Here is a 25417-nt window from a genome sequence, read left to right on the forward strand (position 1 = left end):
AAAAATGATCTTCACCCAGGAACACCAGGAACTGCGCCGCACCGTGCGCGCCTTCGTCGACCGCGAGATCAACCCGCACGTGGATGAATGGGAAAAAGCCGGGCGCTTTCCCATTCACGAAATCTTCCGCAAGGCCGGCGACCTCGGCCTGCTGGGCATCTCCAAACCGGAAAAATTCGGCGGCATGGGCCTGGACTACAGCTACTCCATTGTCGCCGCCGAAGAGTTCGGCACCATCCGCTGCGGCGGCATCCCCATGTCCATCGGCGTGCAGACCGATATGTGCACCCCGGCCCTGGCGCGCTTCGGCTCCGATGAACTGCGCGAAGAGTTCCTGCGCCCGGCCATCAGCGGCGAACAGGTCGGCTGCATCGGCGTCTCGGAAACCGGTGCCGGCTCCGACGTGGCCGGGCTCAAGACCCATGCGCGCAAGGATGGCGACGACTACGTGATCAACGGCAGCAAGATGTGGATCACCAATTCGCCCAGCGCCGACTTCATCTGCCTGCTGGCCAACACCTCGGACGACAAGCCGCACATCAACAAATCCCTGATCATGGTGCCGATGAACAGCCCCGGCATCAGCGTCAGCCCGCCGTTGGAAAAACTCGGCATGCACAGCTCCGAGACCGCCCAGGTGTTTTTCGACGGCGTGCGCGTACCGCAACGCAACCGCATCGGCCACGAAGGCGCGGGCTTCATGATGCAGATGTTGCAGTTCCAGGAAGAACGCCTGTTTGGCGCGGCCAATATGATCAAGGGCCTGGAGTACTGCATCGACAGCACCATCGAATACTGCAAGGAGCGCCAGACCTTCGGCAAGGCGTTGATCGACAACCAGGTGATCCACTTTCGCCTGGCGGAACTGGCCACCGAAATCGAATGCCTGCGCGCCTTGGTCTACCAGGCCACCGAGCAATACATCAACGGCCAGGACGTCACCCGGCTGGCCTCGATGGCCAAGCTCAAGGCCGGGCGCCTGGGCCGTGAGGTCAGCGACAGTTGCCTGCAGTATTGGGGCGGCATGGGCTTCATGTGGGACAACCCGGTGGCCCGCGCCTATCGCGACGTGCGCCTGGTGTCGATTGGCGGCGGTGCCGACGAAATCATGCTGGGCATAATCTGCAAACTGATGGGCACCCTGCCCGGTAAAAAGCCATGAACACCTTGCTGCTAGAAGCCCATAACGGCGTGCTGCATATCACCCTCAACCGGCCCGAATGCCGCAATGCAATGAGTCTTGAAATGGTGAATGAGCTGCGTGCGGTACTGGCGCAGTTGGACAGCCAGGTGCGCGCCGTGGTGATCAGCGGCGCGGGCGGGCATTTTTGCGCGGGGGCCGATGTGAAGGATCTGGTCGGCGCGGGGGGTCAGTTGCAAGCGTTGAACCGCGCATTTGGCACCTTGCTGCAAGAGGTGCAGGCACTGGCACCCGTGGTGATCGCGGTGCTGCAAGGCGCGGTGCTGGGCGGTGGGTTCGGGCTGGCGTGCGTGAGTGATATTGCGATTGCAGAGGGCCAGGCGCAGTTCGGCTTGCCCGAGACCCGCCTGGGGTTGTTGCCGGCGCAGATTGCGCCGTTTGTGGTCAAGCGTATTGGCCTTACCCACACTCGGCGCCTGGCGCTGACGGCGGCGCGGTTTGATGGGGTGGAGGCTGGGCGGCTGGGAGTGGTGCATTTTGTCGAGCACGACTCCCAGGCATTGGCGCAGCGGGTGGATGAGGTATTGGGGCAGGTGTTGCAGTGTGCGCCGGGGGCGAACGCACGGACTAAAGCGCTGTTGCTGGCCAGTGTGGATGAGCCCCTTGAGGCCGTGCTGGATCGCGGGGCGCAGTGGTTTGCCGAGGCGGTGAGGAGTGAAGAAGGGGTTGAGGGGACGCAGGCGTTTGTGCAGAAGCGAAAGCCGAGTTGGTGCAAATGACGCCTTCGCGAGCAAGCCCGCTCCCACATTTGAAATGCATTCCAACCTGTGGGAGCGGGCTTGCTCGCGAAGAGGCCAGAACAAACACCCCATCAGCCAAGGGATAACCCAATGCCCGCATTCACCAAGATCCTGATCGCCAACCGCGGCGAAATCGCCTGCCGCATCCAGCGCACTGCCCAGGCCCTGGGCTACCGTACCGTGGCCGTCTACAGCGACGCGGATACCAATGCCCTGCACGTGCAAATGGCCGACGAAGCCGTACACATCGGCCCGGCGCCCGTACACCAGTCCTACCTGAACACAGAGGCCATCCTCGCCGCCGCCCAACTGACCGGCGCCGACGCCATCCACCCCGGCTACGGCTTCCTCTCGGAAAACCCAGACTTCGCCCGCGCCTGCCAGCAGGCCACGCTCACCTTCATCGGCCCCAGCGCCGAGGCGATCGAACTGATGGGCAGCAAACGCCTGTCCAAACTCGCCATGCTCGACGCAGGCGTACCTTGCATCGCCGGCTACCAAGGCAGTGCCCAGGATGATGCCACCTTGCAACGGGAAGCCGAACGCATCGGCTTCCCGCTGATGATCAAGGCCAGCACCGGTGGCGGCGGGCGTGGCATGCGCCTGGTGCACCAGCGCGAACAGCTGCCAGAGCAACTGCGCACCGCACGCTCGGAAGCCATGAATGCGTTCGGCAGCGACGAGCTGATCCTCGAACAGGCGCTGATCGACCCGCGCCACGTGGAGGTGCAACTGTTCGGCGACAGCCATGGCAACCTCATCTACCTCGGCGAGCGCGACTGTTCGATCCAGCGCCGCCATCAGAAAGTCATTGAAGAAGCGCCCTGCCCCGTGATGACGCCCGATCTGCGCCAGGCCATGGGCGAAGCCGCGCTCAAGGCCGGGCGGGCGGTGAACTATGTAGGTGCCGGCACCGTGGAGTTTCTACTCGACCGCAACGGCCAGTTTTATTTCCTGGAAATGAACACGCGCCTGCAAGTGGAACACCCCGTCACCGAGATGATTACCGGCCTCGACCTGGTGGACTGGCAGTTGCAGGTCGCCGCCGGTCAAGCGCTGCCACTTACCCAATCACAGGTCACCCTGACCGGCCACGCCATGGAAGTGCGCCTGTACGCCGAAGACCCGGCCCAAGGCTTCCTGCCGCAAACCGGTGACGTGTTGCGTTGGGAACCTGCCCCCGGCGTACGCATCGACCATGGGTTGCTTGAAGGCCAAACCGTCAGCCCGTTCTACGACCCGATGCTGGGCAAGATCATCGCCCACGGCGCCAGCCGCGAAGAAGCCCGGCGAAAACTGCTGCGGGCCGTGGAAGACAGCGTACTGCTGGGCCTGGCGACCAATCAGCGCTTGCTCATCGACCTGCTCAAGCACCCGGACTTTATCAACGGCGACTTCAGCACGGGGTTGATCGCCGAACACTTCAGCGTCATCCCACAGCACACGGCGACCGCTGAACAGCTCTCGCTGGCCGCCGCGCTGTTTTATCAACACAGCGCCAACCAGCACTCACACGCCCTCGCGCGATGGCGCAACACAGCGAGTGCCCCCGTGACGTACCGCCTGGAGGCCAACGGCCAACTCCACAGTGTCAGTGCTGACGACCTGCAACTCACCACCGACGGTCGCGACGCCACCTTTGCCATCAAGGGTGTCCGCCGCCGCATCGTCTATCACCTGGACGGCAACCGGCTATGGTTGCCAGGGCTGACAGTCACCGACCGCACCCAGCAAGTTGCCAGCCGCCCGGCCGACGCCAGCAGTGGCACTGTCCAGGCGCCCATGGACGGCGCCATCGTCGATGTACGGGTGTGCGTCGGTGAGAGCGTCAGCAAAGGCCAGCTTTTGCTGGTGCTTGAAGCGATGAAAATGGAGCACCCGCTGAAGGCCGGTATTGATGGCACGGTCAAGGAGATGCGCGTCGTGACGGGCGATCAGGTGCGCAACCGTCAGGTTTTGCTGGAGATCGAATAACGCCCCTAGGCGGAACTACAGGGCCGGGCTACGCTCTATCCCCATCAGGAAGGGACGAGTACGGGAACCTGCACCATGCCTCATTGGCTGATTATTGACCTTGAAGCCACAACGGATGACGGCGGCTGGCCCGTGACGGAGATGGAAGTCATCGAGATCGGCGCCAGCCTGGTCAACCGCCAGGGCCGCGAACTGGACCACTTCCAGCGCTTTGTGCGGCCCTTGCGGCGGCCATTGCTGACACCCTTTTGCCGCAAACTCACCCATATTACCCAGGGCAATATCGACATGGCCGCGCCGATCACCGAGGTGTGGCCGCTGTTCGAGCGCTGGCTGGGCCAACATCAGCCACGCCTGGAAGGCTGGGCCAGCTGGGGTGACTATGATCGCGTGCAGCTTGAGCTGGAGTGGCAGCGCCATGGCCTCGCCAGCGCCCTGGGCGAAACCCCGCATGTGAACCTCAAGCAACGCTTTGCCAAGGCCCGGCGCCTGGACAAGCCGCTGGGGCTCAATGGTGCGCTGCAATTAGCCGGAATGCAGTTCAATGGCCAGCAGCATCGCGCCCTGGAGGATGCACGCAATACCGCGCGCCTGCTGCCACTGATTTTGCCGGTCTAGGCAGCGCCCACAGCCTTGGGCATACTGGCCAGCCATTTTCTTGCTGCTCTGTAGGAGCGAGCTTGCTCGCAAAGATCGCCAACGATAACGCAGCGCTTCTGGTTAAACGCGGTGTTCTCAGGTTTTTCGCGAGCAAGCTCGCTCCTACAGTGGTTGGCGTAAGCCTTGACCCTTTTCCGAGGATCCACCCATGTTCAAAGTCAACGAGTACTTCGACGGCACCGTCAAGTCGATCGCTTTCGGCACCGCAGAAGGGCCGGCGACCATCGGCGTGATGGCTCCGGGTGAATACGAATTCGGCACCGCCCAACGTGAAATCATGCACGTGGTCTCCGGCGCCCTGACCGTGAAGCTGCCCGACAGCAGCGACTGGGAAACCTTCGCTGCCGGCAGCCAGTTCAACGTACCGGCCAACAGCAAGTTCCAATTGAAGGTTGCGGTGGACACCGCCTACCTGTGCGAATACCGCGGCTAAGCACTCCCCGCCACAAAAAAAAGCCCGTCTCCCACGAGACGGGCTTTTTTTATTCCAGCACCGTTACCGGCATGCCGACTTCCAGGTGCCCGATGCCATCGTTGACCAGGTTCTGGCCGAACATCGCGCCCTTTTCGGTCTTGCGGTAGGTTTCCAGTGTCGCGAAGGGCTCGCGGTCGGGGCTGCGCTCACCGGTCTGGGGGTCGATGGTGGTGAGGATGCACCGCGAGCACGGCTTGACCACCCGAAATTCCACGTCGCCGATGCGCAAGCGCTTCCAGCCGTCTTCGGCGAAAGCCTCGGCGCCTTCGATGACCAGGTTGGGACGAAAACGCAGCATCTGCATCGGGCGGCCGATCTTTTCACACAAGTCGTCGAGGGAGCCCTGGCCGATCAACAGCAATGGGTAGCCGTCAGCGAAGCCCACCTTGTCGTCATCCTTGCCATACCCGGCTTCGGTGGTACGCGCACGTTCCAGGGGCAGTTGCACCAGGCGCGTCGGCTTGCCAATGAATGCGCTGACCCAGGCCGCGGCCTCATCGCCAGCATCCGGCACACGCAGGGTGTCGCGCCAGATGGTCACACCGCGCAGTTCGCTGGCGCTGCCAGGCAATGCCACATCCAACGGCGCGTAGCCCGGCGAACTCAGGGTCAGGCCCCCGCTGCTGTTCCACAACGCCGAGAGCTGGCTCATCTTCGCCACGGCCCGCTGCGTCAGGAAGCGCCCGCTGGCTTCATCCACCAGCATCCAGCGTCGATCCCCGTCCAACCCGAGTTTATCCAGGCCAGTCTGCTGCAAGGCTTCGGCCCTGCCGGACTTCAAGGGGTAACGGTACAACGCGCTGAGACGCAGCATGGGCCTGCCTTCCTAGGAAACAAAGTGTCATCCTAAAGTCAGGCGGGCATTTCGTCCAACATCAGTCGCTGGCGCACCACGTCCACCAGCTTGTCCGGCTGGAATTTGGAGAGGAAATTGTCGCAGCCGACCTTCTTGACCATCGAGTCATTGAAGCTGCCCGACAGCGAGGTGTGCATCACCACGTACAGACCACGCAGGCGCGGGTCGTTGCGGATTTCGGTAGTGAGACGGTAACCATCCATCTCGGGCATTTCGGCGTCGGTGAAGATCATCAGCAGTTTGTCGGTCATCACCTGGCCGCTGTCGGCCCAGGCCTTGAGCATGTTCAGGGCCTTGAGGCCGTCGCTGGCGACGTGCATCTTCACGCCCAACTGGCCCAGGGTGTCACGCAGCTGCGACAAGGCCACATTGGAATCATCCACCAGCAGCACTTCGCGGCCACGGGCACGCTCCAGCACCGGGTCTTCAAGTTTGTCCCGGGAGACCTTGGCGTTGTAGGGCACGATCTCGGCGAGGACTTTTTCCACGTCGATGATTTCCACCAGTTGCTCATCGACCTTGCTGATGGCGGTGAGGTAGTGCTGGCGACCGGCGCTGGTCGGCGGCGGCAGGATGGCTTCCCAGTTCATGTTGACGATGCGGTCCACGCCGCCCACCAGGAACGCCTGCACCGAGCGGTTGTACTCGGTGACGATGATGGTGCTGTTGGGGCCCGGCACCAAAGGGCGCATGCCGATGGCCTGGGACAGGTCGATCACCGGCAGGGTCTGGCCACGCAGGTTGACCACCCCGCACACGAACGGGTGGCGCTGGGGCATGAGGGTCAGCTTGGGCAATTGCAGGACTTCCTGCACCTTGAACACGTTGATCGCGAACAACTGCCGCCCGGCCAGGCGGAACATGAGAATCTCCAGGCGATTCTCCCCCACCAATTGCGTGCGTTGATCTACCGTGTCGAGAATGCCGGCCATTGAAAGCTCCTGGTGTACACGCAGGTGTGCGCTGAAGGGTGTGCGGTTCGTATAGGCGGTTATCGGCGGCAAGCACCAAACCTTGACCCTGCTAAAATGCCATGCAAACACATTGATGTCACACTGACATCATGCTTTACTGCATTCACCTCTTCCGAACCCTTGCAACGACCCCCGCACGACACTCGAATCGGCGCGCGGTTCCACCTCGTAAGGGATTCCCCTATGCGCAATCAGGCCCAACCTGATATTCGCGATATCTAATAGCCATTAATGTGACGCCATTCTCATTGCATGAATGGAGTCAGGCTTTTGTTTGCCATCCCCAGCCCTTGGCCCACAGGCCTTTCAGGCACTCACGTATCGGCAACTGAAGTCGTGTCATCCCTCACACCCGGGGCTACATACGACTTTCGTGAGCATTTCAATAAACGTCCTACTGGAATATCGGAATCGACCTACAAGTCCGAGTCGTGTTTCAGCGCTAGTTTTAAGCCATTCACCCGGTGCGACATCTCATCACCCGATCTTTTGTTAGGGAGACTTGCATGATGAACGACGGTAAGGAGTGGCAACTTGCATTTCCCGAGTTCCTGCACGAGGCTGAAAAGCTGCTGAACAAGTCAGAAGAGTGCTTGAGCCACCTGCATTTGATTCCAAACGACAGTGACGCCGTCGAATGCATGAAAGTCAGCTTGAGCAAGCTCGCCGAGCGTGCGGACTGCCTGGCCTTGCAGGCGATCAGCGAGTTTTCCCGGAAAATTCAATACCTGATCGCCAATGCCGTGAGCCCCATGCAATTGCATGATCAGGCGCTGGATGCCTTGCACGACTGCCTGACGCTGCTGGCCTGGCAACTGGAATTCATCGACCCCCACACGGGCATATTGAGCCTGGATGATGGTGAGCAAAGGTCATTGATTGAGGCGGCCAGCATGCAGATCCCGCAAAAAGATCAAAAATACACGGCGCAGCCTGAGGTCCGCCTGCAGTAAATATCAATTAGCCATCAATGCGATCGTTATACAAACCAACTTCGTTAATACAACTTTCCACTTTCAACGCTGGAATTACCGCCCAGAGTATTCGTGTGGGTCATACACCAATCAGGCGACCAACGGTAAGAGCGGTGGTACTATGCCCCGCTCGAAATGTTTTAACTTTACCCTGTTTAAAAACGATTCGGCTGCGCATTCCAGACAGAGCCCGGTCAACCGGCCTCCCCGCAGTGAACCCTCATTGGCTCCATCCGCTATGTACGCCAGTCTCAAGTCACTTATCGTCAGGTCCGTGTCCCGCAGCCATGCCCGCCGCCTCATCCTTGCCCTGTGCCTGTGTTCATCGCTGGTCAGCCTATGGGTTTACCTGCAGGGCGCGCCGCTGCCGTTATTGATCCTGCTGCTCAACCTGGCCACCTTGGCAATGGTGGGCCTGCACCAGTGGCGCTCGCGCAAAGCCATCAGGTTCCAGCCCCAGGAACTGGCCGACCGCCTGCTGCAAGTCCAGGAAAACGAACGCCACCGCCTCAGCCGCGAGCTGCACGATGACATCGGCCAATTGCTGACCGCCGCCAAGCTGCAAAGCGAATGGCTGCAGCGCCGCCTGCCCCCAGACCTGCAAAGCCATTGCGCGGTGCTGTGCAACACGCTCAATGAAACCCTGGCCAAGGTGCGCGACGTGTCCGCGATCCTCAACCCTCGCCAACTGGCAAGCCTGGGGCTGGAAGCCAGCCTGCGCGCGCACCTGCTCAAGACCCTGGAAAATACCCAGGTGTGCTGGAGCCTGGAGTGCCAGCAACGGCTCACCGGCGTTCCCGAAGAAATGGCCGTGGCGGCCTTTCGCATCACCCAGGAAGCGGTTACCAACATGCTGCGCCATGCGAAGGCACACAACCTGCTGGTGCGCCTGCAACGTTTGCCTGAAGGGCTGTCGCTGACGATCTGTGATGACGGCCAGGGCTTCGCGCCTGCCGCCGACCCCGGCAAGGAAGGCCAACGGGGCATGGCCGGCATGGGCGAACGGGCACACCAGTTGGGCGGTACCTTGTCCGTCAGCAGCCAGCCGGGCAAAGGCACACGCATCCACGCACTTTTCCCCTGGGCACCCCGCGCCCTCGAACGGGCCAGTGCCCATAAGGTTCTCCAGTGACCTGCAATCTGCTCCTGGTCGATGACCATGCCTTGATTCGCGCCGGCGTGCGCGCACTGGTCCTGGATATCCCCGGCTACAGCGTGATCGGCGAGGCCAGCGATGGCGCACAACTGCTGGAGTCCTTCAGCGCCCTGCAGCCCGACATTGTGCTGCTGGACCTGTCGATGAAACACACTGGCGGCCTGGATGCCTTGCAGCAACTCAAGCGCGCCTATCCCAAGTGCAAGGTGCTGATCCTGTCGATGCACACCGACCCCGAGATGATCATGCGCGCCCTGGAGTCTGGTGCCCACGGCTACCTGCTCAAGGACACCACCGCCAACGAGCTGGAACATGCCCTGCTGGCGCTGCGTAACAACGAACGCTACCTGAGCCCCGCCATCGCCCACACAGTGATCAACCAGGCGCTGATCCGTAGCCAGGCCCCCAGCGCGCCTGTCGCCCACAGCCACAACCTGACGGCGCGGCAACTGGAGATCCTGCGCTTGATCGTGCGCGGCAAATCCACCCGGGAAATTGCCCACGGCCTGGGCCTGAGCATCAAGACTGTCGAAGCCCACCGCTCGCAGATCATGAAGCGCCTGCAGATTTTTGACGTGGCGGGCCTGGTGTTATTTTCCGTGCGTGAGCAGATCATCAGCCTGGACGACTAACGGCGAACCCAGCGGCAAGTGCACGCGCAGGGCCTTGGGCAGCGCCTCGAAGTGCAGGTCGTCGCCTTCCAGCGGCTCGCCGTCGAGGTTGATGTACAAGCCTTGCGCGACCTTGATCTTCACCCACGGCAGGCGTGCCCGCACGAACATGGTGTCCAGGCCCCAGCCGTTGTTCATCAACTCACGCAACGTGCCCACCACTTCCTGGGGCGCCGGCAGGATGCTGACATCCAGCAGCCCGTCATCAGCCAATGCACCGGGGCACAGCACATGACCGCCACCGGCCTGGCGACCGTTACCGATGCCCAGCGCGAGCAACTCGCCTTTCCAGTGGAAATCCGGGCCTTCCAATTCACCGTAGGCGGCTTTCAATTCGCTGAAGCGCGACAAACCGGTGAACAGGTAGGCGGCGCCGCCCAGGACCTTCTTCAAGTCTTCGGAGGTGTTGGCCGTGACCTGACTACCGAAACCGCCGGTGGCCATGTTCAGGAAAATCTGCCCGCCCACCTGGCCGAGATCGATGGCCCTGGGCTCAACGTCCAGCAACGCCAGGGCGCCGGCCGGCTCCAACGGCACGCCCGCGGCCTTGGCGAAATCATTGGCGGTGCCCAGGGGCATCAGCACCAGGCTGGCGTCGGTGTTGGCATGGGCCATGGCTTCGGCCACATCGCGCAGGGTGCCGTCGCCGCCGCCGGCAATGATGTGGGTGTACCCCTCGGCCAGGGCTTCATTGACCAGTCGCCGGGCATCGCCGCCCTCCCAGGTCACCCGCACCGCCAACTCCCCCCCCTGCTCACGCCGGGCCAGCACGGCAGCGCGCACATCCTCGTTCAGGGCTTGTTTGCCGTGGAGGATCAACAGGGCTTTGGGGGCGGTCATTTGGGGGAATCTCCTGGGTCAAGGTGCTTGAAGGATGTTGACCTTTGGGGAAGAGGAAAAGTCTGTGGCTGGAGAAAATTGATTGAAGTACACAGATCAAGAAGTGGGAGCTGGCTTGCCTGCGATGGCCATAGGTATCTACACAACTTTGTAGGCTGTAACAGCCGACGGTAACCACGATGCGAAGCGAGCCGCCCTTGATCTTGATCTGCTTGTGATCTTGATCTCAGGCGCCCCGTTAAACCACGCTGGCCGAACGCAGGCTTGAATTCGTGGGTAACCCGGCAGGACGCCGGGTTAGCCGCCCCGCGCCATGGATGGCGCGTGGCGGCGGCCCACGGATTCAAGCCTGCGTTCGGGCACACCGAGCCTAGGCGAGGTGCCGAGTGGTGGGGCAAGAGCGTTTTGCTTACTTTCGCGCTTTTCGAAAGTGAGCCGCCGTCAGGGCGGAACCCTAAGTGGCCGTTACCGCAGGAATGGATATGTACTCGCTATAACAGCGTCGCCTGTCAGGCCGCCTTCGCGAGCAAGCCCGCTCCCACAGTTGGATTGTGGGGTGTCAGGCAGAGAAGTGTCGGCTGATAGGCCGTCATCGCAGGCAAGCCAGCTCCCACAGTTGGATCGCGTCGGCTGCAAGGCCGCTATCGAGAATCAGCTCTTGTGCAACTTGCTCATCAACTGCGCCTCAGCCTGGGTCAGCCCACACGACTGGGTCAGCTCATCCACCGTGGCCCCCATGCCGACCAGCTTGGCCGCCTGGGCAAACGACAAGTTCGACGGATCACGCTGTTCCAACTGCACCAACCTGTCGGGCAACGGCGCGAGAATCGCGCTCAGTTCGTGCACTTCATCCCCAACCCGCACCGCACTTTGCTGGAAATGATCAACGCGCTTGACCAGTTCCAGGATGCGCCGGTCACGCACCGCATCGCGCTCGGCCTGTTGCAAGGCCGACTCCCGCTGCTGGCGCATATAGCGCAGCACAAACGCCAAGGTCCCGGCCCACAACAGGGCCAGGACAATCACCGCTGCCTCAAGGAACAATCAGATGCTCTCCAGTTCCGACCACTCTTCTTCGCTCATCATCTTGTCCAGCTCAACCAGAATCAGCAATTCGCCGTTCTTGTTGCACACGCCCTGGATGAACTTGGCCGACTCTTCGTTACCGACGTTCGGTGCGGTTTCCACTTCCGATTGGCGCAGGTAGACCACCTCGGCCACGCTGTCGACCAGGATGCCGACCACTTGCTTGTCGGCTTCGATGATCACGATACGGGTGTTGTCGCTGACGTCAACCGTGTCCAGGCCGAACCGCTGGCGGGTGTCGATCACCGTCACCACGTTGCCGCGCAGGTTGATGATGCCCAGCACGTAGCTTGGCGCGCCTGGAACCGGGGCGATCTCGGTGTAGCGCAGCACTTCCTGCACGCGCATCACGTTAATGCCGTAGGTTTCGTTGTCCAGCTTGAAGGTCACCCATTGCAGGATCGGATCATCCAAACCTTGTGCGGACGCTGACTTGTTCATTCATCTGACCCCTTCAAATGCCGCTATCGACGGCGTGTGTGCAAGTGGGCCGCGCAACCGCACGGCCCTTATTGTTCAATCAACTGCGTTTGTTCTCTGGCATTGCCTTCACCGCACCGCTGGCGATCAACTCGGCCAGTTCGGCGACATCCAGCAACGCGCACATGTGTTCAATCACCGTGCCCGCCAGCCACGGCCGCTGGCCGCGGTGGCTGCGCCATTTGATTTCATTCGGGTCCAGGCGCAGCGAGCGGCTGACCTGATGCACCGCCAGCCCCCACTCGTAGCCCTGCACCGAGATCACGTATTGCAGGCCTTGGCGAAAGTCATCGCGGTAACGGTCGGGCATCACCCAGCGCGCCGTGTCCAGCACCTTGAGGTTGCCCGCCTGGCTGGGCAGGATGCCGAGAAACCACTCCGGCTGCCCGAACAACGGCGTCAGCTCCTGGCCTTCCAGGGAGTAGATCGAGCCCAGGCACACCAGCGGCACCGCCAGGGTCAAGCCGGCGACGTCAAACAGCAGGCACTCGAACGGCTCGGCAGCCCATGAGGGGCGACCGTCGCCCGTCACCGGCGGCGGCGTGATGCTGGGCGGCAGGTACACGTCCACCAGCGGTTCGACCACCGGGGGCGCCACCACTGCCGGCGCGCTCGGCACCACGACGGGCGCCTCCACCACCTGCGCATCGCGCGCCTGTTCTTCCATCACCGCCTGCTGGAATTCGTCCAGCGGGCTTTCGGGCTCGACAGCAGGCTCGAGTACCAGAATCGGTTCCGGCATTTCTTCGGCTGTCGCATCCTGCAGCAAGGCATCCAGGTAGGATTCCAGTGCCAGTTGCGGGCGGGTCTTGAATTCGACAGGACGGTTCATCACGCCACCTGCGCCACAAGCTGTTGCGACAGCAGGTGCTTGAGCAAGGCACGGTAGGCCAGCACGCCACGGCTCTTGCCGTCGAACTGCGACGGTGTGAGCCCGGCACGGCTGGCGTCACGCAGGCGCGTGTCCACCGGGATGTAGCCGTTCCAGATGGTGTCCGGGTAGGCATCGCGCAACACGCGCAAGGTGCCGAGGGACGCCTGGGTGCGACGGTCGAACAAGGTCGGCACGATACTGAACGGCAGCGCCTGCTTGCGCGAGCGGTTGATCATCGCCAAGGTGCTGACCATGCGTTCCAGGCCCTTGACCGCCAGGTGCTCGGTCTGCACCGGGATCACCAATTGCTGGCTGGCCGCCAACGCATTGACCATCAGCACGCCGAGCAACGGCGGGCTGTCGATGATCGCGTAATCGAAGTCCTGCCACAGCTGCGCCAGGGTCTTGGCGATCACCAGGCCCAGGCCGCTCTGGCCTGGCGACTGGCGCTCCAGTGTGGCCAGGGCGGTGCTCGACGGTAGCAGGGAAATGCTTTCGTTGCTGGTGGGCAACAGCAGTTGCCCAGGCAGATCCGCCGGCACGCTGCCCTTGTGCAAAAACAAGTCATAGCAGCTGTGTTCCAGCGCATCCGGGTCGTAGCCGAAATAGCTGGTCATGGAACCGTGGGGGTCCAGGTCAACCACGACCACACGCTTGCCCGCTTCGGCCAGCAAGCCGGCCAAGGCGATGGAAGTGGTGGTCTTGCCGACCCCACCCTTTTGATTGGCAACTGCCCAGACTCTCATTCGGTTGGTTCCTCCCGGCGGGCACAGGCGCGACCGAGACAGTGCATACGGTTATTGAGCCGGCGACGGAGAATTGACGTTACTCGGTCGGACCGGCGGCTTGACAACGGGCGGTGCAGTTTGTGTGCCAGCACGCTTCAACGCCGCATCCGGGGTGGCATTGGCGGTGCCGGTACCGGTCAGGCTGCGACGCACATCCAGGTTGCGCGACACCACCAGCACCACCCGACGGTTGCGCGCACGCCCTTCCACCGTGGCGTTATTGGCCACCGGCTGGAATTCACCATAGCCCACCGACGCCAGCCGCTGGGGGTTAACACCCTGCATGGCCAACATGCGCACGATGCTCGATGCGCGGGCCGAGGACAGTTCCCAGTTGGTCGGGTACTGCGCGGTGCTGATGGGGAAATTGTCGGTGAAGCCTTCCACGTGGATCGGGTTTTCAAACGGTTTGAGGATCAAAGCGACCTTGTCGATGATCGTGAACGCCTGGTCACTGGGCAACGCATCGGCACTGGCGAACAACAGGCTGGAGTTCAGCTCGATCTCCACCCACAACTCATTGCCGCGCACGGTCATCTGGTTGGAGCTGATCAGGTCGCCAAAGGCGGCACTGATGTCGTCGGCGATGCTTTTGAGCGGGTCGCTGGTGCCGCCGATGCCGGCGGCGGTTTCATCACTGTCATTGACCAGGGGCTTGGCCGGGGTCACGGTCTTGGGCCGCTCTTCGCCGATGGGGATCGGCTTGAGCGCCCGCTCGGCATCGTTGAACACGCCCACCAACGCCTGGGAAATGATTTTGTACTTGCCTTCGTTGATCGACGAGATCGAGTACATCACCACGAAAAACGCGAACAGCAAGGTGATGAAGTCCGCGTAGGACACCAGCCAACGCTCGTGATTGACGTGTTCTTCAGGCTCGCGACGGCGACGGCTCACAGGCACTCCCCTCCACACACCCACCCCACTGTAGGAGCGAGCTTGCTCGCGAAAGACGTCAATACAGACACGGGCATTCTGGATGCACGCGGCGCTCTCAGGTTCTTCGCGAGCAAGCTCGCTCCTACGGGGACACGGGTGTTCATGTGCATCAATCCATGAAGCCCTGGAGCTTCAATTCGATGGAGCGCGGGTTTTCGCCCTCGGCAATCGACAGGATGCCTTCGAGCAACATTTCGCGATAACGCGACTGGCGCATGGCAATCGACTTGAGCTTGCTGGCCACCGGCAGCAACACCAGGTTGGCACTGGCCACGCCGTAGATGGTCGCGACAAACGCCACGGCAATACCGCTGCCCAGTTGTGAAGGGTCGGCCAGGTTGCCCATCACGTGGATCAGGCCCATCACCGCGCCGATAATGCCAATGGTCGGCGCGTAGCCGCCCATGCTTTCAAAGACTTTGGCTGCATTGATATCACGGCTTTCCTGGGTGTAGAAATCCACTTCGAGGATGCTGCGGATCGCTTCCGGCTCGGCGCCATCGACCAACAGTTGCAGGCCTTTGCGCGCGTAGCTGTCAGGCTCGGCATCGGCCACGCCTTCCAGGCCCAGCAGGCCTTCCTTGCGGGCGGTGAGGCTCCAATTGACCACGCGGTCGATGCCGCCTGCCAGGTCGACCCGTGGCGGAAAAATGATCCACACCAGAATCTGCATGGCACGCTTGAACGAGCTCAGGGGCGACTGCAACAACGCCGCGCCCACGGTGCCACCGATCACGATCAGCGCTGCCGGGCCGTTGGCCAAGGCGCCGAGGTGGCCGCCTTCCAGATAGTTGCCACCAATGATGGCGACAAACGCCATGGTGATGCCGATCAGGCTCAAGACATCCATCAGAGGCAGGCCTCCACCAGGTGCTTGCCGATGTCGTCCAGGCTGTAGACCGCATCGGCCAAGTCAGCCTTGACGATCGCCATGGGCATGCCATAGATCACGCAACTGGCTTCATCCTGGGCCCAGATGGCGCTGCCGCCCTGCTTGAGCAGGCGCGCGCCTTCACGGCCATCGGCGCCCATGCCGGTAAGCACCACCGCCAGAACTTTGTCGCCATAGGACTTGGCTGCAGAACCGAAGGTGATGTCCACGCACGGCTTGTAGTTGAGGCGCTCATCGCCCGGCAGGATTTTGATCGCGCCACGCCCGTCTATCATCATCTGCTTGCCACCCGGCGCCAGCAGTGCCAGGCCAGGACGCAGGATGTCGCCATCCTCGGCTTCCTTGACGGTGATACGGCACAGCTTGTCCAGGCGCTCGGCGAAGGCTTTGGTGAACGCCGCCGGCATGTGCTGCACCAGCACAATCGGCGCCGGGAAGTTGGCCGGCAGTTGGGTCAGCACCCGCTGCAAGGCCACCGGGCCGCCGGTGGAGGTGCCGATGGCGACCAGCTTGTAAGCCTTGCGCTTGGGCGCGGGCGAATGCGTACTCGGCGCTGCGGCGGTACGTACCGGCGCTACCGCAGGCCGGGCCACGGGCGCAGGCGCCGGGCGCGCAAACGACGAGGTCGGCGCCGCCGCTGCGGGCGCAGGCGTAGGGGCTGGTACGGGTGTGCTGAACAGGCTGCGACGGTTACTGCGGGAAATGCTGTGCACCTTCTCGCACAGCATCTGCTTGACCTTGTCGGGGTTGCGCGAGATGTCTTCGAAATTCTTCGGCAAAAAATCCACCGCGCCGGCATCCAAGGCGTCGAGGGTCACTCGCGCGCCTTCGTGAGTCAGCGAGGAAAACATCAATACCGGTGTGGGGCAGCGTTGCATGATGTGGCGAACGGCCGTGATGCCGTCCATCATCGGCATCTCGTAGTCCATGGTGATCACGTCCGGCTTCAAGGCAATGGCTTGATCGATCGCCTCTTTGCCGTTGGTGGCCGTGCCGACCACCTGGATCGTTGGATCAGCGGAAAGAATTTCCGAGACGCGGCGGCGGAAGAAACCCGAATCGTCCACCACCAGGACCTTGACTGCCATAAACACTCCGTTAGGCGGGGCGGGCATGACCGCCCTGCCCCACCAGAATCAAATACGCCGTGCGGCGTAACGCTTGAGCATGCTTGGAACATCGAGAATCAGTGCGATGCGACCGTCACCGGTAATGGTTGCGCCCGACATGCCCGGGGTGCCCTGCAGCATCTTGCCCAAAGGCTTGATCACCACCTCTTCCTGGCCCACCAGTTGGTCGACCACAAAGCCGATGCGCTGGGTGCCCACGGACAGGATCACCACATGGCCTTCGCGCTGTTCTTCATGGGCAGCCGAGGCCACCAGCCAACGCTTGAGGTAGAACAGCGGCAACGCCTTGTCGCGCACGATCACCACTTCCTGGCCGTCCACCACGTTGGTGCGCGACAGGTCGAGGTGGAAGATCTCGTTGACGTTGACCAGCGGGAAAGCGAAGGCCTGGTTGCCCAGCATCACCATCAGGGTCGGCATGATCGCCAGGGTCAACGGCACCTTGATGACGATCTTGGAGCCCTGGCCCTTGGTCGAGTAGATATTGATCGAGCCGTTGAGCTGGCTGATCTTGGTCTTCACCACGTCCATGCCGACGCCACGGCCGGACACGTCGGAGATCTCGGTCTTGGTCGAAAAACCCGGGGCAAAGATCAGGTTGTAGCACTCGGTGTCGGTCAGGCGGTCGGCGGCGTCCTTGTCCATCACGCCGCGCTTGACCGCGATATTGCGCAAGATGGTCGGGTCCATGCCCTTGCCGTCATCGGTGATCGACAGCAGGATATGGTCGCCCTCTTGCTCCGCCGCCAAAATCACTTTGCCGTTACGGGACTTGCCAGCGGCTTCGCGTTCTTCCGGGGTTTCTACGCCGTGGTCGACCGCGTTGCGCACCAAGTGGACCAGCGGGTCGGCCAGGGCCTCGACGAGGTTTTTATCCAGGTCGGTTTCTTCACCCACCAGCTCCAGGTTGATTTCTTTCTTGAGCTGGCGCGCCAGGTCGCGAACCAGGCGTGGGAAACGGCCGAAGACTTTCTTGATCGGCTGCATCCGCGTTTTCATCACCGCGGTTTGCAGGTCGGCGGTGACCACGTCGAGGTTCGACACGGCCTTCTGCATGGCTTCGTCGCCGCTGTTCAGGCCCAGGCGCACCAGGCGGTTACGCACCAGCACCAGTTCGCCGACCATGTTCATGATGTCGTCCAGGCGCGCGGTATCCACGCGCACGGTGGTTTCGGCTTCGCTGGCGGGTTTTTCCGCAGCAGTCGGCGCCGCTGCACGTGCAGGGGCCGCAGCAGGCTTGGCGGCCGGTTCGGGTTTGGCGGCAACCGGGGCAGCAGTAGCAGCGGCTGAAGCGGCAACCGGGGCAGCTGCGGCCGGGGCCACTTCGCTGAACTTGCCTTTGCCGTGCAGCTCGTCGAGCAGGGCTTCGAATTCGTGATCCGAGATCAGCCCGTCGCCGGCCGGTGCGGCACTGGCCGCTGGCGCAGCAGCGGCAGTCGCCGCCACCTCGGGCAGGGCTTCAGCCACAAAGGTGCCTTTGCCATGCAGTTGGTCGAGCAGTGCCTCGAATTCGTCGTCGGTAATGTCGGTGCTGGCGTTGGCAGCGGGTGCTTCTGGCGTCGCCGCAGGAGGTGCCACGGCATCCGCCGCGAACTGGCCTTTGCCGTGCAACTGGTCGAGCAACGACTCGAATTCGGCGTCGGTAATGTCTTCGCTGGTCGGCGTCGCGGCAGGCTGCACCGGCGCTTGCGCTTCGGCCTTGACCGCGCTGAGGGAGTTGAGCAGTTGTTCGAACTCGCTATCGGTCACGTCCGGCTCGGCGTGCGCCACCGGCTCCGGCGCAGCCTCGACCACCGGCGCAGCCGCGGTGTCGGCAGGTTCGGCCAGGCGCGCCAGGGCGGCCAGCAGCTCCGGGGTGGCGGCGGTGATCGGTGCACGTTCACGCACCTGGCTGAACATGCCGTTGACCGCATCCAGGGCTTCGAGAATCACGTCCATCAATTCCGAGTCAACGTGACGCTCACCCTTGCGCAGGATGTCGAAGACGTTCTCGGCGATGTGGCAGCACTCCACCAGCTCATGGAGCTGGAGGAAGCCGGCGCCCCCTTTTACAGTGTGAAAACCGCGAAAAATTGCATTGAGCAGGTTCGCATCATCCGGTCGGCTTTCCAGCTCGACCAGTTGTTCGGACAGTTGCTCTAGAATTTCGCCGGCCTCTACAAGGAAATCCTGAAGGATTTCTTCATCGGCGCCGAAGCTCATGGGTGTGCTCCTTAGAAGCCTAAACTGGACAGCAAATCGTCTACGTCGTCTTGCCCGGATACAACGTCTTCACGTTTATCGGCATGAATCTGCGGACCTTCACCCTTGGCGAGATGTTTTTGTGGATCTTTTTCCGAGAGGATCGCTTCGCGGTCATGTTCGATGCCGGCAAAACGATCGACCTGGCCGGCCATCAGCACCAATTTGAGCAAGTTGCTTTCCACTTCAGTGACCAACTGGGTCACGCGCTTGATCACCTGACCGGTAAGGTCCTGGTAATCCTGGGCCAGCAGGATGTCGTTGAGGTTGCTGGCCACCGTGCGGTTTTCCTGTTCGCTGCGCGACAGGAACCCGTCGACGCGACGCGCCAATTCACGAAACTCTTCAGCGCCGACTTCACGGCGCATGAAGCGGCCCCAGTCCTGGCTCAACGCCTGGGCTTCGGTGGCCATCCCATTGACCAGGGGCGTGGCGTTTTCCACCAGGTCCATGGTGCGGTTGGCCGCCGCCTCGGTCAGCCTGACCACATAGGACAGGCGCTCAGTGGCATCAGTGATCTGGGAAATTTCTTCGGCCTGGGGCATGCGCGGGTCAATCTGGAAATTGACGATTGCGCTGTGCAGCTCGCGTGTGAGCTTGCCCACTTCCTGGTACAGGCCGCGGTCACGGGTCTGGTTAAGCTCATGGATCAACTGCACCGCGTCGGCGAACTGGCCTTTTTCCAGGCTGTCGACCAACTGGTGAGCATGTTTTTTCAAGGTCGACTCAAAGTCGCCCTGTGACGTTTCGTTATGCTCCATAGCTCCCCCGCGATGGCATTAGCCGTGGATGCGTTCGAAGATTTTCTCGATCTTCTCTTTCAAGGCCAGTGCCGTGAATGGCTTGACCACGTAACCGTTGACCCCGGCTTGGGCGGCTTCGATGATCTGTTCGCGCTTCGCTTCGGCGGTCACCATCAGCACAGGCAGGCTGCGCAGTTTTTCATCGGCGCGCACGTGGCGCAGCAGGTCGATACCGGTCATGCCCGGCATGTTCCAGTCGGTCACCAGAAAGTCGATGCTCCCGCTGTTGAGAATCGGAATGGCCGTCAGGCCGTCATCCGCCTCGACCGTGTTGGTGAACCCAAGGTCACGCAACAGGTTTTTAATGATCCGCCGCATCGTTGAGAAGTCATCAACGATGAGGATTTTCATGTTCTTGTCCAATTCGACCTCCAAGCAGTCTTAAACGCGCCCAGCACCTGGACGCGCCATTTCAATCAACAGGCGTTACACAAAAAGGACTGCCCAGGGCACCACGGTACTCACCCGCAAAACCCTGCGGTTTCGCGGTAGCGTCTGCAGTGTCCCCACACTGCCTGTCAGCGCGCGCGCCATTCTCCCAATCGCCCCCGCAAGCGGGCTGCGCACTGGCTATGCAACTGGCTGACACGCGATTCGCTGACCCCCAGGACCTCACCGATTTCCTTGAGGTTCAGCTCTTCGTCGTAGTACAGCGCCAGCACCAGCCGCTCACGCTCCGGCAAATTGGCGATTGCATCGGCCAACGCGCCCTGGAAACGTTCATCTTCCAGGTCGCGTGACGGCTCCGTATGCGCGCTCGCGCCGTCCTCGTGCAGCCCTTCGTGCTCGCCGTCCTGTAAAAGGTCGTCGAAACTGAACAGGCGGCTGCCCAAGGTATCGTTCAAAATCCCGTAGTAATCGTCGAGACTCAATTGGAGTTCGGCCGCAACTTCATGATCTTTAGCGTCACGACCGGTTTTTGCTTCAATTGCACGAATTGCATCACTGACCATGCGCGTATTGCGGTGTACCGAACGCGGCGCCCAATCACCTTTACGCACTTCATCGAGCATCGCGCCACGGATGCGGATACCCGCATACGTTTCGAAACTGGCACCCTTGCTGGCATCGTATTTGGTCGAGACTTCAAGCAGGCCGATCATGCCGGCCTGGATCAAGTCTTCGACCTGCACACTCGCTGGCAGGCGCGCCAACAGGTGATAGGCAATGCGCTTGACCAACGGCGCATAGCGCTCGATCAATTCGCCCTGGCTGTCACGTGCCGACTTTTTGTAAAGGTTGTAGCCGCTGGATGTCATAGCACCGGTCCTGCGCTCGTCTGATGCACCAAACGCTCGACGAAAAACTCCAGATGCCCCCGCGGGTTGGCGGGCAACGGCCAGGTATCGACCTTCTGGGCAATGGCCTTGAACGCCAGTGCGCACTTGGAACGAGGGAACGCTTCATAGACCGCACGCTGCTTTTGCACGGCCTTGCGCACACACTCGTCATAGGGAACTGCGCCGACGTATTGTAAAGCCACATCGAGGAAGCGATCCGTGACCTTGGTCAACTTGGCGAACAGGTTGCGCCCTTCCTGCGGGCTCTGGGCCATGTTGGCCAGCACGCGGAAGCGGTTCATGCCGTAGTCACGGTTAAGCAGTTTGATCAGCGCGTAGGCATCGGTGATCGAGGTGGGCTCGTCGCACACCACCAGCAGCACTTCTTGCGCTGCGCGCACAAAGCTGACCACCGACTCGCCGATGCCGGCGGCGGTGTCGATCACCAGCACGTCGAGGTTGTCGCCGATGTCGCTGAACGCCTGGATCAACCCGGCATGCTGCGCGGGGCTCAGGTGCACCATGCTCTGGGTGCCCGAGGCCGCCGGCACGATGCGAATGCCTCCGGGGCCCTGGAGCAGCACATCGCGCAGCTCACAGCGGCCCTCGATCACATCGGCCAGGGTATGTTTGGGTGTCAGCCCCAGCAGAACGTCGACGTTCGCCAAGCCCAGGTCAGCATCCAGCAGCATGACGCGACGGCCAAGCTCTGCCAGGGCCAGGGACAAATTCACTGACACGTTAGTTTTGCCGACGCCACCTTTGCCGCCGGTCACCGCGATCACCTGTACGGGATGCATGCTGCCCATTTTATTTCTTTACCTTGTCTTGCTTAGACGCAGGCTACATGGCTTGGCCGCGTGAAGCGCTTGCAGACCATCGATGTAGGTACTTTTCACGGTGTTCATCCTGCCTCAACCCACCCGTTTAGCCGGGTGGTGGTAAAGGTCGGCGAACATATCGGCCATCGCTTCCTCGCTAGGCTCGTCTTGCATTTGCACACTCACGGCACGGCTGACCAACTGATGACGGCGCGGCAGATGCAGATCATCCGGGATCCGCGGCCCGTCGGTCAGGTAGGCAACCGGTAATTCATGGCTGATGGCCAGGCTCAACACTTCGCCCAGGCTCGCGGTTTCGTCGAGCTTGGTGAGGATGCAGCCGGCCAGGCCGCAACGCTTGTAACTGTGATAGGCAGCGGTAAGAACCTGTTTCTGGCTGGTGGTTGCAAGCACCAGGTAATTTTTCGACTTGATGCCACGCCCGGCCAGGCTTTCGAGCTGCATGCGCAGCGCCGGATCACTGGCTTGCAGGCCGGCGGTATCGATCAGCACCACGCGCTTGCGCAGCAACGGCTCGAGGGCATTGGCCAGGGACTGGCCCGGGTCGACATGGGTCACCGGCACGTTGAGGATGCGGCCCAGGGTCTTGAGCTGCTCCTGAGCGCCGATGCGGTAGCTGTCCATGCTCACCAAGGCGATATTCTGCGCGCCATATTTAAGCACGTAACGGGCGGCCAGCTTGGCCAGGGTGGTGGTCTTGCCCATGCCGGCGGGGCCGACCATGGCGATTACACCGCCCTCTTCCAGAGGTTCGATTTCCGGCGTGGCGATCATGCGCGCCAAGTGCGCCAGCAACATGCGCCAGGCCTGGCGGGGTTCTTCGACTTCGGCGGTCAAGGCCAGCAGGTCGCGGGACAACGGGCCGGACAGGCCGATGCGTTGCAGGCGACGCCAGAGGTTGGCTTGCTGCGGCTTGCTGCCTTGCAGTTGGGTCCAGGCCAGCGAGCCGAGCTGCACTTCGAGCAATTCACGCAGGCCGTTGAGTTCAAAACGCATCGAGTCGAACACGCGCTGGTCAACTGCGGCAGCCGGGGCAGGCGCTGCAGGACGCGGCGGTTCGACAAACGTAGGCTCCACCAGCGGCTCGGCGGCGGTCAGCGGCAGGCCGGCGAACAATTGGCGATTGGTGGTGGCGTCGCTGTCACCGCGCATGCTCAGTTCAGCCTGGGCCGACACGATGCGCGAGGCGGTCTTGCGCAACTCGTCTTCGAGTTCCATGTTCGGCACGCGCGGGGCCAGCGCCTGGGGGGTGTAATCCAGGGCAGCCGTCAGCTCGACACCGCCGGCAATCCGACGGTTACCGATAATCGCGGCATCGGCGCCCAGCTCATCACGGACCAGTTTCATGGCCTGACGCATATCGGCGGCGAAAAAACGCTTAACTTGCATAACCCACTACCTCAGCCATTGGGCCCAACTGTCGCGACAATAGTCACTTGCTTATTGTCAGGAATTTCCTGGTAAGCCAACACGTGCAAATTCGGTACAGCCAGGCGTCCGAACCGCGACAACATCGCGCGAACCGGGCCAGCCACCAGCAGGATCACCGGGTTGCCCTGCATTTCCTGGCGCTGTGCGGCGTCGATCAATGAACGCTGCAGCTTTTCAGCCATGCTTGGCTCCAGTAAAACACCCTCTTCCTGGCCTTGCCCTGCCTTCTGAATACTATTGAGCAATATTTGTTCCAACCTGGGCTCCAAGGTGATCACAGGCAGCTCGGACTCAGTCCCTACAATGCTTTGCACGATTGCACGGGACACGCCGACACGCACCGCCGCCACCAGAGCGGCAGTATCTTGACTCTTGGCGGCATTGTTGGCGATGGCCTCGGCAATGCTGCGAATGTCGCGCACCGGCACCTGTTCGGCCAACAGCGCTTGCAACACCTTGAGCAACTGCGACAGCGAAAGCACGCCCGGCACCAGTTCTTCGGCCAGTTTTGGCGACGATTTGGCCAGCAAGCCCATCAATTGCTGGACTTCCTCGTGGCCGATCAGCTCATGGGAGTGCTTGTAGAGAATCTGGTTGAGGTGCGTGGCGACCACGGTGCTGGCATCTACCACGGTGTAACCCAGCGATTGCGCCTGGCTGCGCTGGCTGACTTCGATCCACACCGCTTCCAGGCCGAAAGCCGGATCTTTGGCGGTGATGCCGTTGAGCGTACCGAACACTTGCCCTGGGTTGATCGCCAGTTCGCGGTCCGGGTAGATCTCGGCTTCGGCCAGGATCACCCCCATCAAGGTCAGGCGGTAGGCGCTGGGAGCCAGGTCGAGGTTGTCGCGGATATGCACGGTGGGCATCAGGAAACCCAGGTCCTGGGACAGCTTCTTGCGCACACCCTTGATCCGCGCCAGCAGTTGCCCACCCTGGTTGCGGTCGACCAGCGGGATCAGGCGGTAGCCGACCTCCAGGCCGATCATGTCGATGGGCGTGACGTCGTCCCAGCCCAGCTCCTTGGTTTCCTGGGCGCGGGCCGGGGATGGCAGCAGATCCTGCTGGCGGGCGATCTCTTGCTCGGCCTGGACCTTGACCGCGTTCTGCTTCTTCCAGAACAGGTAAGCCGCGCCGCCGGCCAGGGCCGCCATGCTCAGGAACGAGAAGTGCGGCATGCCCGGCACAATGCCCATGATTGCCATGATGCCCGCCGCCACAGCCAGAGCCTTGGGCGAGGCGAACATCTGCCGGCTGATCTGCTTGCCCATGTCTTCGGAGCCCGAGGCACGGGTAACCATGATGGCTGCGGCTGTGGATAACAACAGTGATGGCAATTGCGCCACTAAACCGTCACCGATGGTCAGCAAGGCGTACACCTTGCCGGCATCGCCGAAGGTCATGCCGTGCTGGAAGATCCCCACCGCCATGCCGCCGATCAGGTTGATGAACAGAATCAACAGACCGGCGATGGCGTCGCCGCGCACAAACTTGCTGGCACCGTCCATGGAGCCGTAGAACTCGGCTTCCTGGGCGACTTCGGCCCGGCGCGACTTGGCCTGGTTCTGGTCGATCAGGCCGGCATTGAGGTCGGCGTCGATGGCCATTTGCTTGCCGGGCATGGCATCGAGGGTAAAGCGTGCGCTCACCTCGGAAATCCGCCCGGCGCCCTTGGTCACCACCACGAAGTTGATGATCATCAGGATGGCGAACACCACGATACCCACCACGTAGTTACCGCCGATCACCACCTCACCGAAGGCCTGGATCACCTTACCGGCGGCGGCGTGACCGTCCTGGCCGTGGAGCATCACCACCCGCGTGGAGGCCACATTGAGCGCCAGGCGCAGCAGGGTCGCCACCAGCAGAATCGTCGGGAATACCGCGAAATCCAGCGGTCGCAGGGCGTACACGCACACCAGCAGCACCACGACGGACAGGGCAATGTTGAAAGTGAAGAACACATCGAGCAGGAACGGCGGCATCGGCAACATCATCATTGCCAGCATCACCAGCAACAACAACGGCACACCCAGATTGCCCCGCGACAGATCAGTCAGGGTGCCACGGGCCGTGTTGAGCATTTGAGAGCGATCTACCACCGGTATTC

25 protein-coding genes are annotated in these 25417 nt (G+C 61.8%); 8 read left to right on the forward strand and 17 right to left on the reverse strand.

The annotated features are described in order from the left end of the window. Nucleotides 1-4: 4 nt before the first annotated feature. The 5 genes from atuD (at nucleotide 5) to ppnP (ending at nucleotide 5008) form a co-directional block, all read left to right on the forward strand. Entirely contained in the window at nucleotides 5-1162 is a 1158-nt protein-coding gene (gene atuD / locus BUE92_RS26395) for a citronellyl-CoA dehydrogenase (protein ID WP_073527074.1), read from the forward strand. After that, entirely contained in the window at nucleotides 1159-1920 is a 762-nt protein-coding gene (locus BUE92_RS26400) for an enoyl-CoA hydratase/isomerase family protein (RefSeq protein ID WP_073527075.1), read from the forward strand. The genes atuD and BUE92_RS26400 overlap by 4 nt, the downstream gene beginning before the upstream one ends. Nucleotides 1921-2031: 111 nt before the next feature. Continuing rightward, complete coding sequence (locus BUE92_RS26405; protein ID WP_073527076.1) at nucleotides 2032-3915, forward strand: acetyl/propionyl/methylcrotonyl-CoA carboxylase subunit alpha; 1884 nt, start codon at nucleotides 2032-2034, stop codon at nucleotides 3913-3915. A gap of 75 nt (nucleotides 3916-3990) precedes the next feature. Further along, nucleotides 3991-4533: an exonuclease domain-containing protein gene (locus BUE92_RS26410; RefSeq protein ID WP_073527077.1), complete on the forward strand. Its 543-nt coding sequence runs from the start codon at nucleotides 3991-3993 to the stop codon at nucleotides 4531-4533. Between the two features lie 190 nt (nucleotides 4534-4723). Continuing rightward, on the forward strand, nucleotides 4724-5008 hold the full coding sequence (gene ppnP / locus BUE92_RS26420) for a pyrimidine/purine nucleoside phosphorylase (protein ID WP_003226701.1): 285 nt from the start codon (nucleotides 4724-4726) through the stop codon (nucleotides 5006-5008). Between the two features lie 49 nt (nucleotides 5009-5057). Here ppnP and BUE92_RS26425 read toward each other — a convergent pair whose 3' ends face one another. Beyond that, nucleotides 5058-5864 carry an MOSC domain-containing protein gene (locus BUE92_RS26425; RefSeq protein WP_073527079.1) on the reverse strand — a complete coding sequence of 269 codons (807 nt, stop codon included), beginning with the start codon at nucleotides 5862-5864 and terminating at the stop codon, nucleotides 5058-5060. Between the two features lie 38 nt (nucleotides 5865-5902). Then, nucleotides 5903-6838 carry a chemotaxis protein CheV gene (locus BUE92_RS26430; protein WP_073527080.1) on the reverse strand — a complete coding sequence of 312 codons (936 nt, stop codon included), beginning with the start codon at nucleotides 6836-6838 and terminating at the stop codon, nucleotides 5903-5905. 548 nt (nucleotides 6839-7386) lie between these two features. Here BUE92_RS26430 and BUE92_RS26435 point away from each other — a divergent pair. From BUE92_RS26435 to BUE92_RS26445, 3 genes are all read left to right on the forward strand, one after another. Beyond that, the gene (locus tag BUE92_RS26435; protein WP_073527081.1) at nucleotides 7387-7833 is read left to right on the forward strand and encodes a hypothetical protein; all 447 of its coding nucleotides are present in this window, start codon (nucleotides 7387-7389) and stop codon (nucleotides 7831-7833) included. A 259-nt stretch (nucleotides 7834-8092) separates the two neighbouring features. Continuing rightward, complete coding sequence (locus BUE92_RS26440) at nucleotides 8093-8986, forward strand: sensor histidine kinase (protein ID WP_073527082.1); 894 nt, start codon at nucleotides 8093-8095, stop codon at nucleotides 8984-8986. Next, the gene (locus BUE92_RS26445) at nucleotides 8983-9642 is read left to right on the forward strand and encodes a response regulator transcription factor (protein ID WP_073527083.1); all 660 of its coding nucleotides are present in this window, start codon (nucleotides 8983-8985) and stop codon (nucleotides 9640-9642) included. The genes BUE92_RS26440 and BUE92_RS26445 overlap by 4 nt, the downstream gene beginning before the upstream one ends. Here BUE92_RS26445 and yegS read toward each other — a convergent pair. From yegS to flhA, 15 genes are all read right to left on the reverse strand, one after another. Further along, nucleotides 9601-10521 carry a lipid kinase YegS gene (gene yegS, locus BUE92_RS26450; protein ID WP_073527084.1) on the reverse strand — a complete coding sequence of 307 codons (921 nt, stop codon included), beginning with the start codon at nucleotides 10519-10521 and terminating at the stop codon, nucleotides 9601-9603. The genes BUE92_RS26445 and yegS overlap by 42 nt on opposite strands. Nucleotides 10522-11172: 651 nt before the next feature. Next, nucleotides 11173-11565 carry a DUF2802 domain-containing protein gene (locus BUE92_RS26470; protein WP_073527086.1) on the reverse strand — a complete coding sequence of 131 codons (393 nt, stop codon included), beginning with the start codon at nucleotides 11563-11565 and terminating at the stop codon, nucleotides 11173-11175. Beyond that, a complete protein-coding gene (locus BUE92_RS26475; protein WP_073527087.1) occupies nucleotides 11566-12048 on the reverse strand; it encodes a chemotaxis protein CheW in 483 nt (160 codons plus the stop codon). It lies immediately after the preceding gene. 79 nt (nucleotides 12049-12127) lie between these two features. Then, nucleotides 12128-12919 carry a CheW domain-containing protein gene (locus tag BUE92_RS26480; protein ID WP_073527088.1) on the reverse strand — a complete coding sequence of 264 codons (792 nt, stop codon included), beginning with the start codon at nucleotides 12917-12919 and terminating at the stop codon, nucleotides 12128-12130. Beyond that, on the reverse strand, nucleotides 12919-13707 hold the full coding sequence (locus BUE92_RS26485) for a ParA family protein (protein WP_014719332.1): 789 nt from the start codon (nucleotides 13705-13707) through the stop codon (nucleotides 12919-12921). The genes BUE92_RS26480 and BUE92_RS26485 overlap by 1 nt, the downstream gene beginning before the upstream one ends. A gap of 51 nt (nucleotides 13708-13758) precedes the next feature. Then, complete coding sequence (gene motD / locus BUE92_RS26490) at nucleotides 13759-14646, reverse strand: flagellar motor protein MotD (protein WP_073527089.1); 888 nt, start codon at nucleotides 14644-14646, stop codon at nucleotides 13759-13761. Nucleotides 14647-14797: 151 nt separating this feature from the next. Continuing rightward, nucleotides 14798-15538 carry a flagellar motor protein gene (locus BUE92_RS26495; RefSeq protein WP_003192902.1) on the reverse strand — a complete coding sequence of 247 codons (741 nt, stop codon included), beginning with the start codon at nucleotides 15536-15538 and terminating at the stop codon, nucleotides 14798-14800. Further along, nucleotides 15538-16668, reverse strand: coding sequence for a protein-glutamate methylesterase/protein-glutamine glutaminase (locus tag BUE92_RS26500; RefSeq protein ID WP_073527090.1), 1131 nt, complete (start codon nucleotides 16666-16668; stop codon nucleotides 15538-15540). Before BUE92_RS26500 ends, BUE92_RS26495 begins: the two co-directional genes overlap by 1 nt. 48 nt (nucleotides 16669-16716) lie before the next feature. Beyond that, nucleotides 16717-18912, reverse strand: coding sequence for a chemotaxis protein CheA (locus BUE92_RS26505; protein WP_073527091.1), 2196 nt, complete (start codon nucleotides 18910-18912; stop codon nucleotides 16717-16719). An 11-nt stretch (nucleotides 18913-18923) separates the two neighbouring features. Beyond that, nucleotides 18924-19712, reverse strand: a complete 789-nt coding sequence (locus BUE92_RS26510) for a protein phosphatase CheZ (RefSeq protein WP_003192906.1) — start codon at nucleotides 19710-19712, stop codon at nucleotides 18924-18926. An 18-nt stretch (nucleotides 19713-19730) separates the two neighbouring features. After that, on the reverse strand, nucleotides 19731-20105 hold the full coding sequence (locus tag BUE92_RS26515; protein ID WP_003192908.1) for a chemotaxis response regulator CheY: 375 nt from the start codon (nucleotides 20103-20105) through the stop codon (nucleotides 19731-19733). A gap of 167 nt (nucleotides 20106-20272) precedes the next feature. After that, nucleotides 20273-21013, reverse strand: a complete 741-nt coding sequence (gene fliA, locus BUE92_RS26520) for an RNA polymerase sigma factor FliA (RefSeq protein WP_073527092.1) — start codon at nucleotides 21011-21013, stop codon at nucleotides 20273-20275. Continuing rightward, nucleotides 21010-21843, reverse strand: coding sequence for a flagellar synthesis regulator FleN (gene fleN, locus BUE92_RS26525; protein ID WP_003192912.1), 834 nt, complete (start codon nucleotides 21841-21843; stop codon nucleotides 21010-21012). Before fleN ends, fliA begins: the two co-directional genes overlap by 4 nt. 105 nt (nucleotides 21844-21948) lie before the next feature. After that, nucleotides 21949-23265: a flagellar biosynthesis protein FlhF gene (gene flhF, locus BUE92_RS26530; RefSeq protein WP_073527093.1), complete on the reverse strand. Its 1317-nt coding sequence runs from the start codon at nucleotides 23263-23265 to the stop codon at nucleotides 21949-21951. An 11-nt stretch (nucleotides 23266-23276) separates the two neighbouring features. Then, nucleotides 23277-25391, reverse strand: coding sequence for a flagellar biosynthesis protein FlhA (flhA, locus tag BUE92_RS26535; protein ID WP_073527094.1), 2115 nt, complete (start codon nucleotides 25389-25391; stop codon nucleotides 23277-23279). Nucleotides 25392-25417 lie beyond the last annotated feature (26 nt).

It is taken from the genome of Pseudomonas fluorescens (genome assembly GCF_001902145.1).
In the GTDB taxonomy this organism is placed as follows: domain Bacteria; phylum Pseudomonadota; class Gammaproteobacteria; order Pseudomonadales; family Pseudomonadaceae; genus Aquipseudomonas; species Aquipseudomonas fluorescens_BV.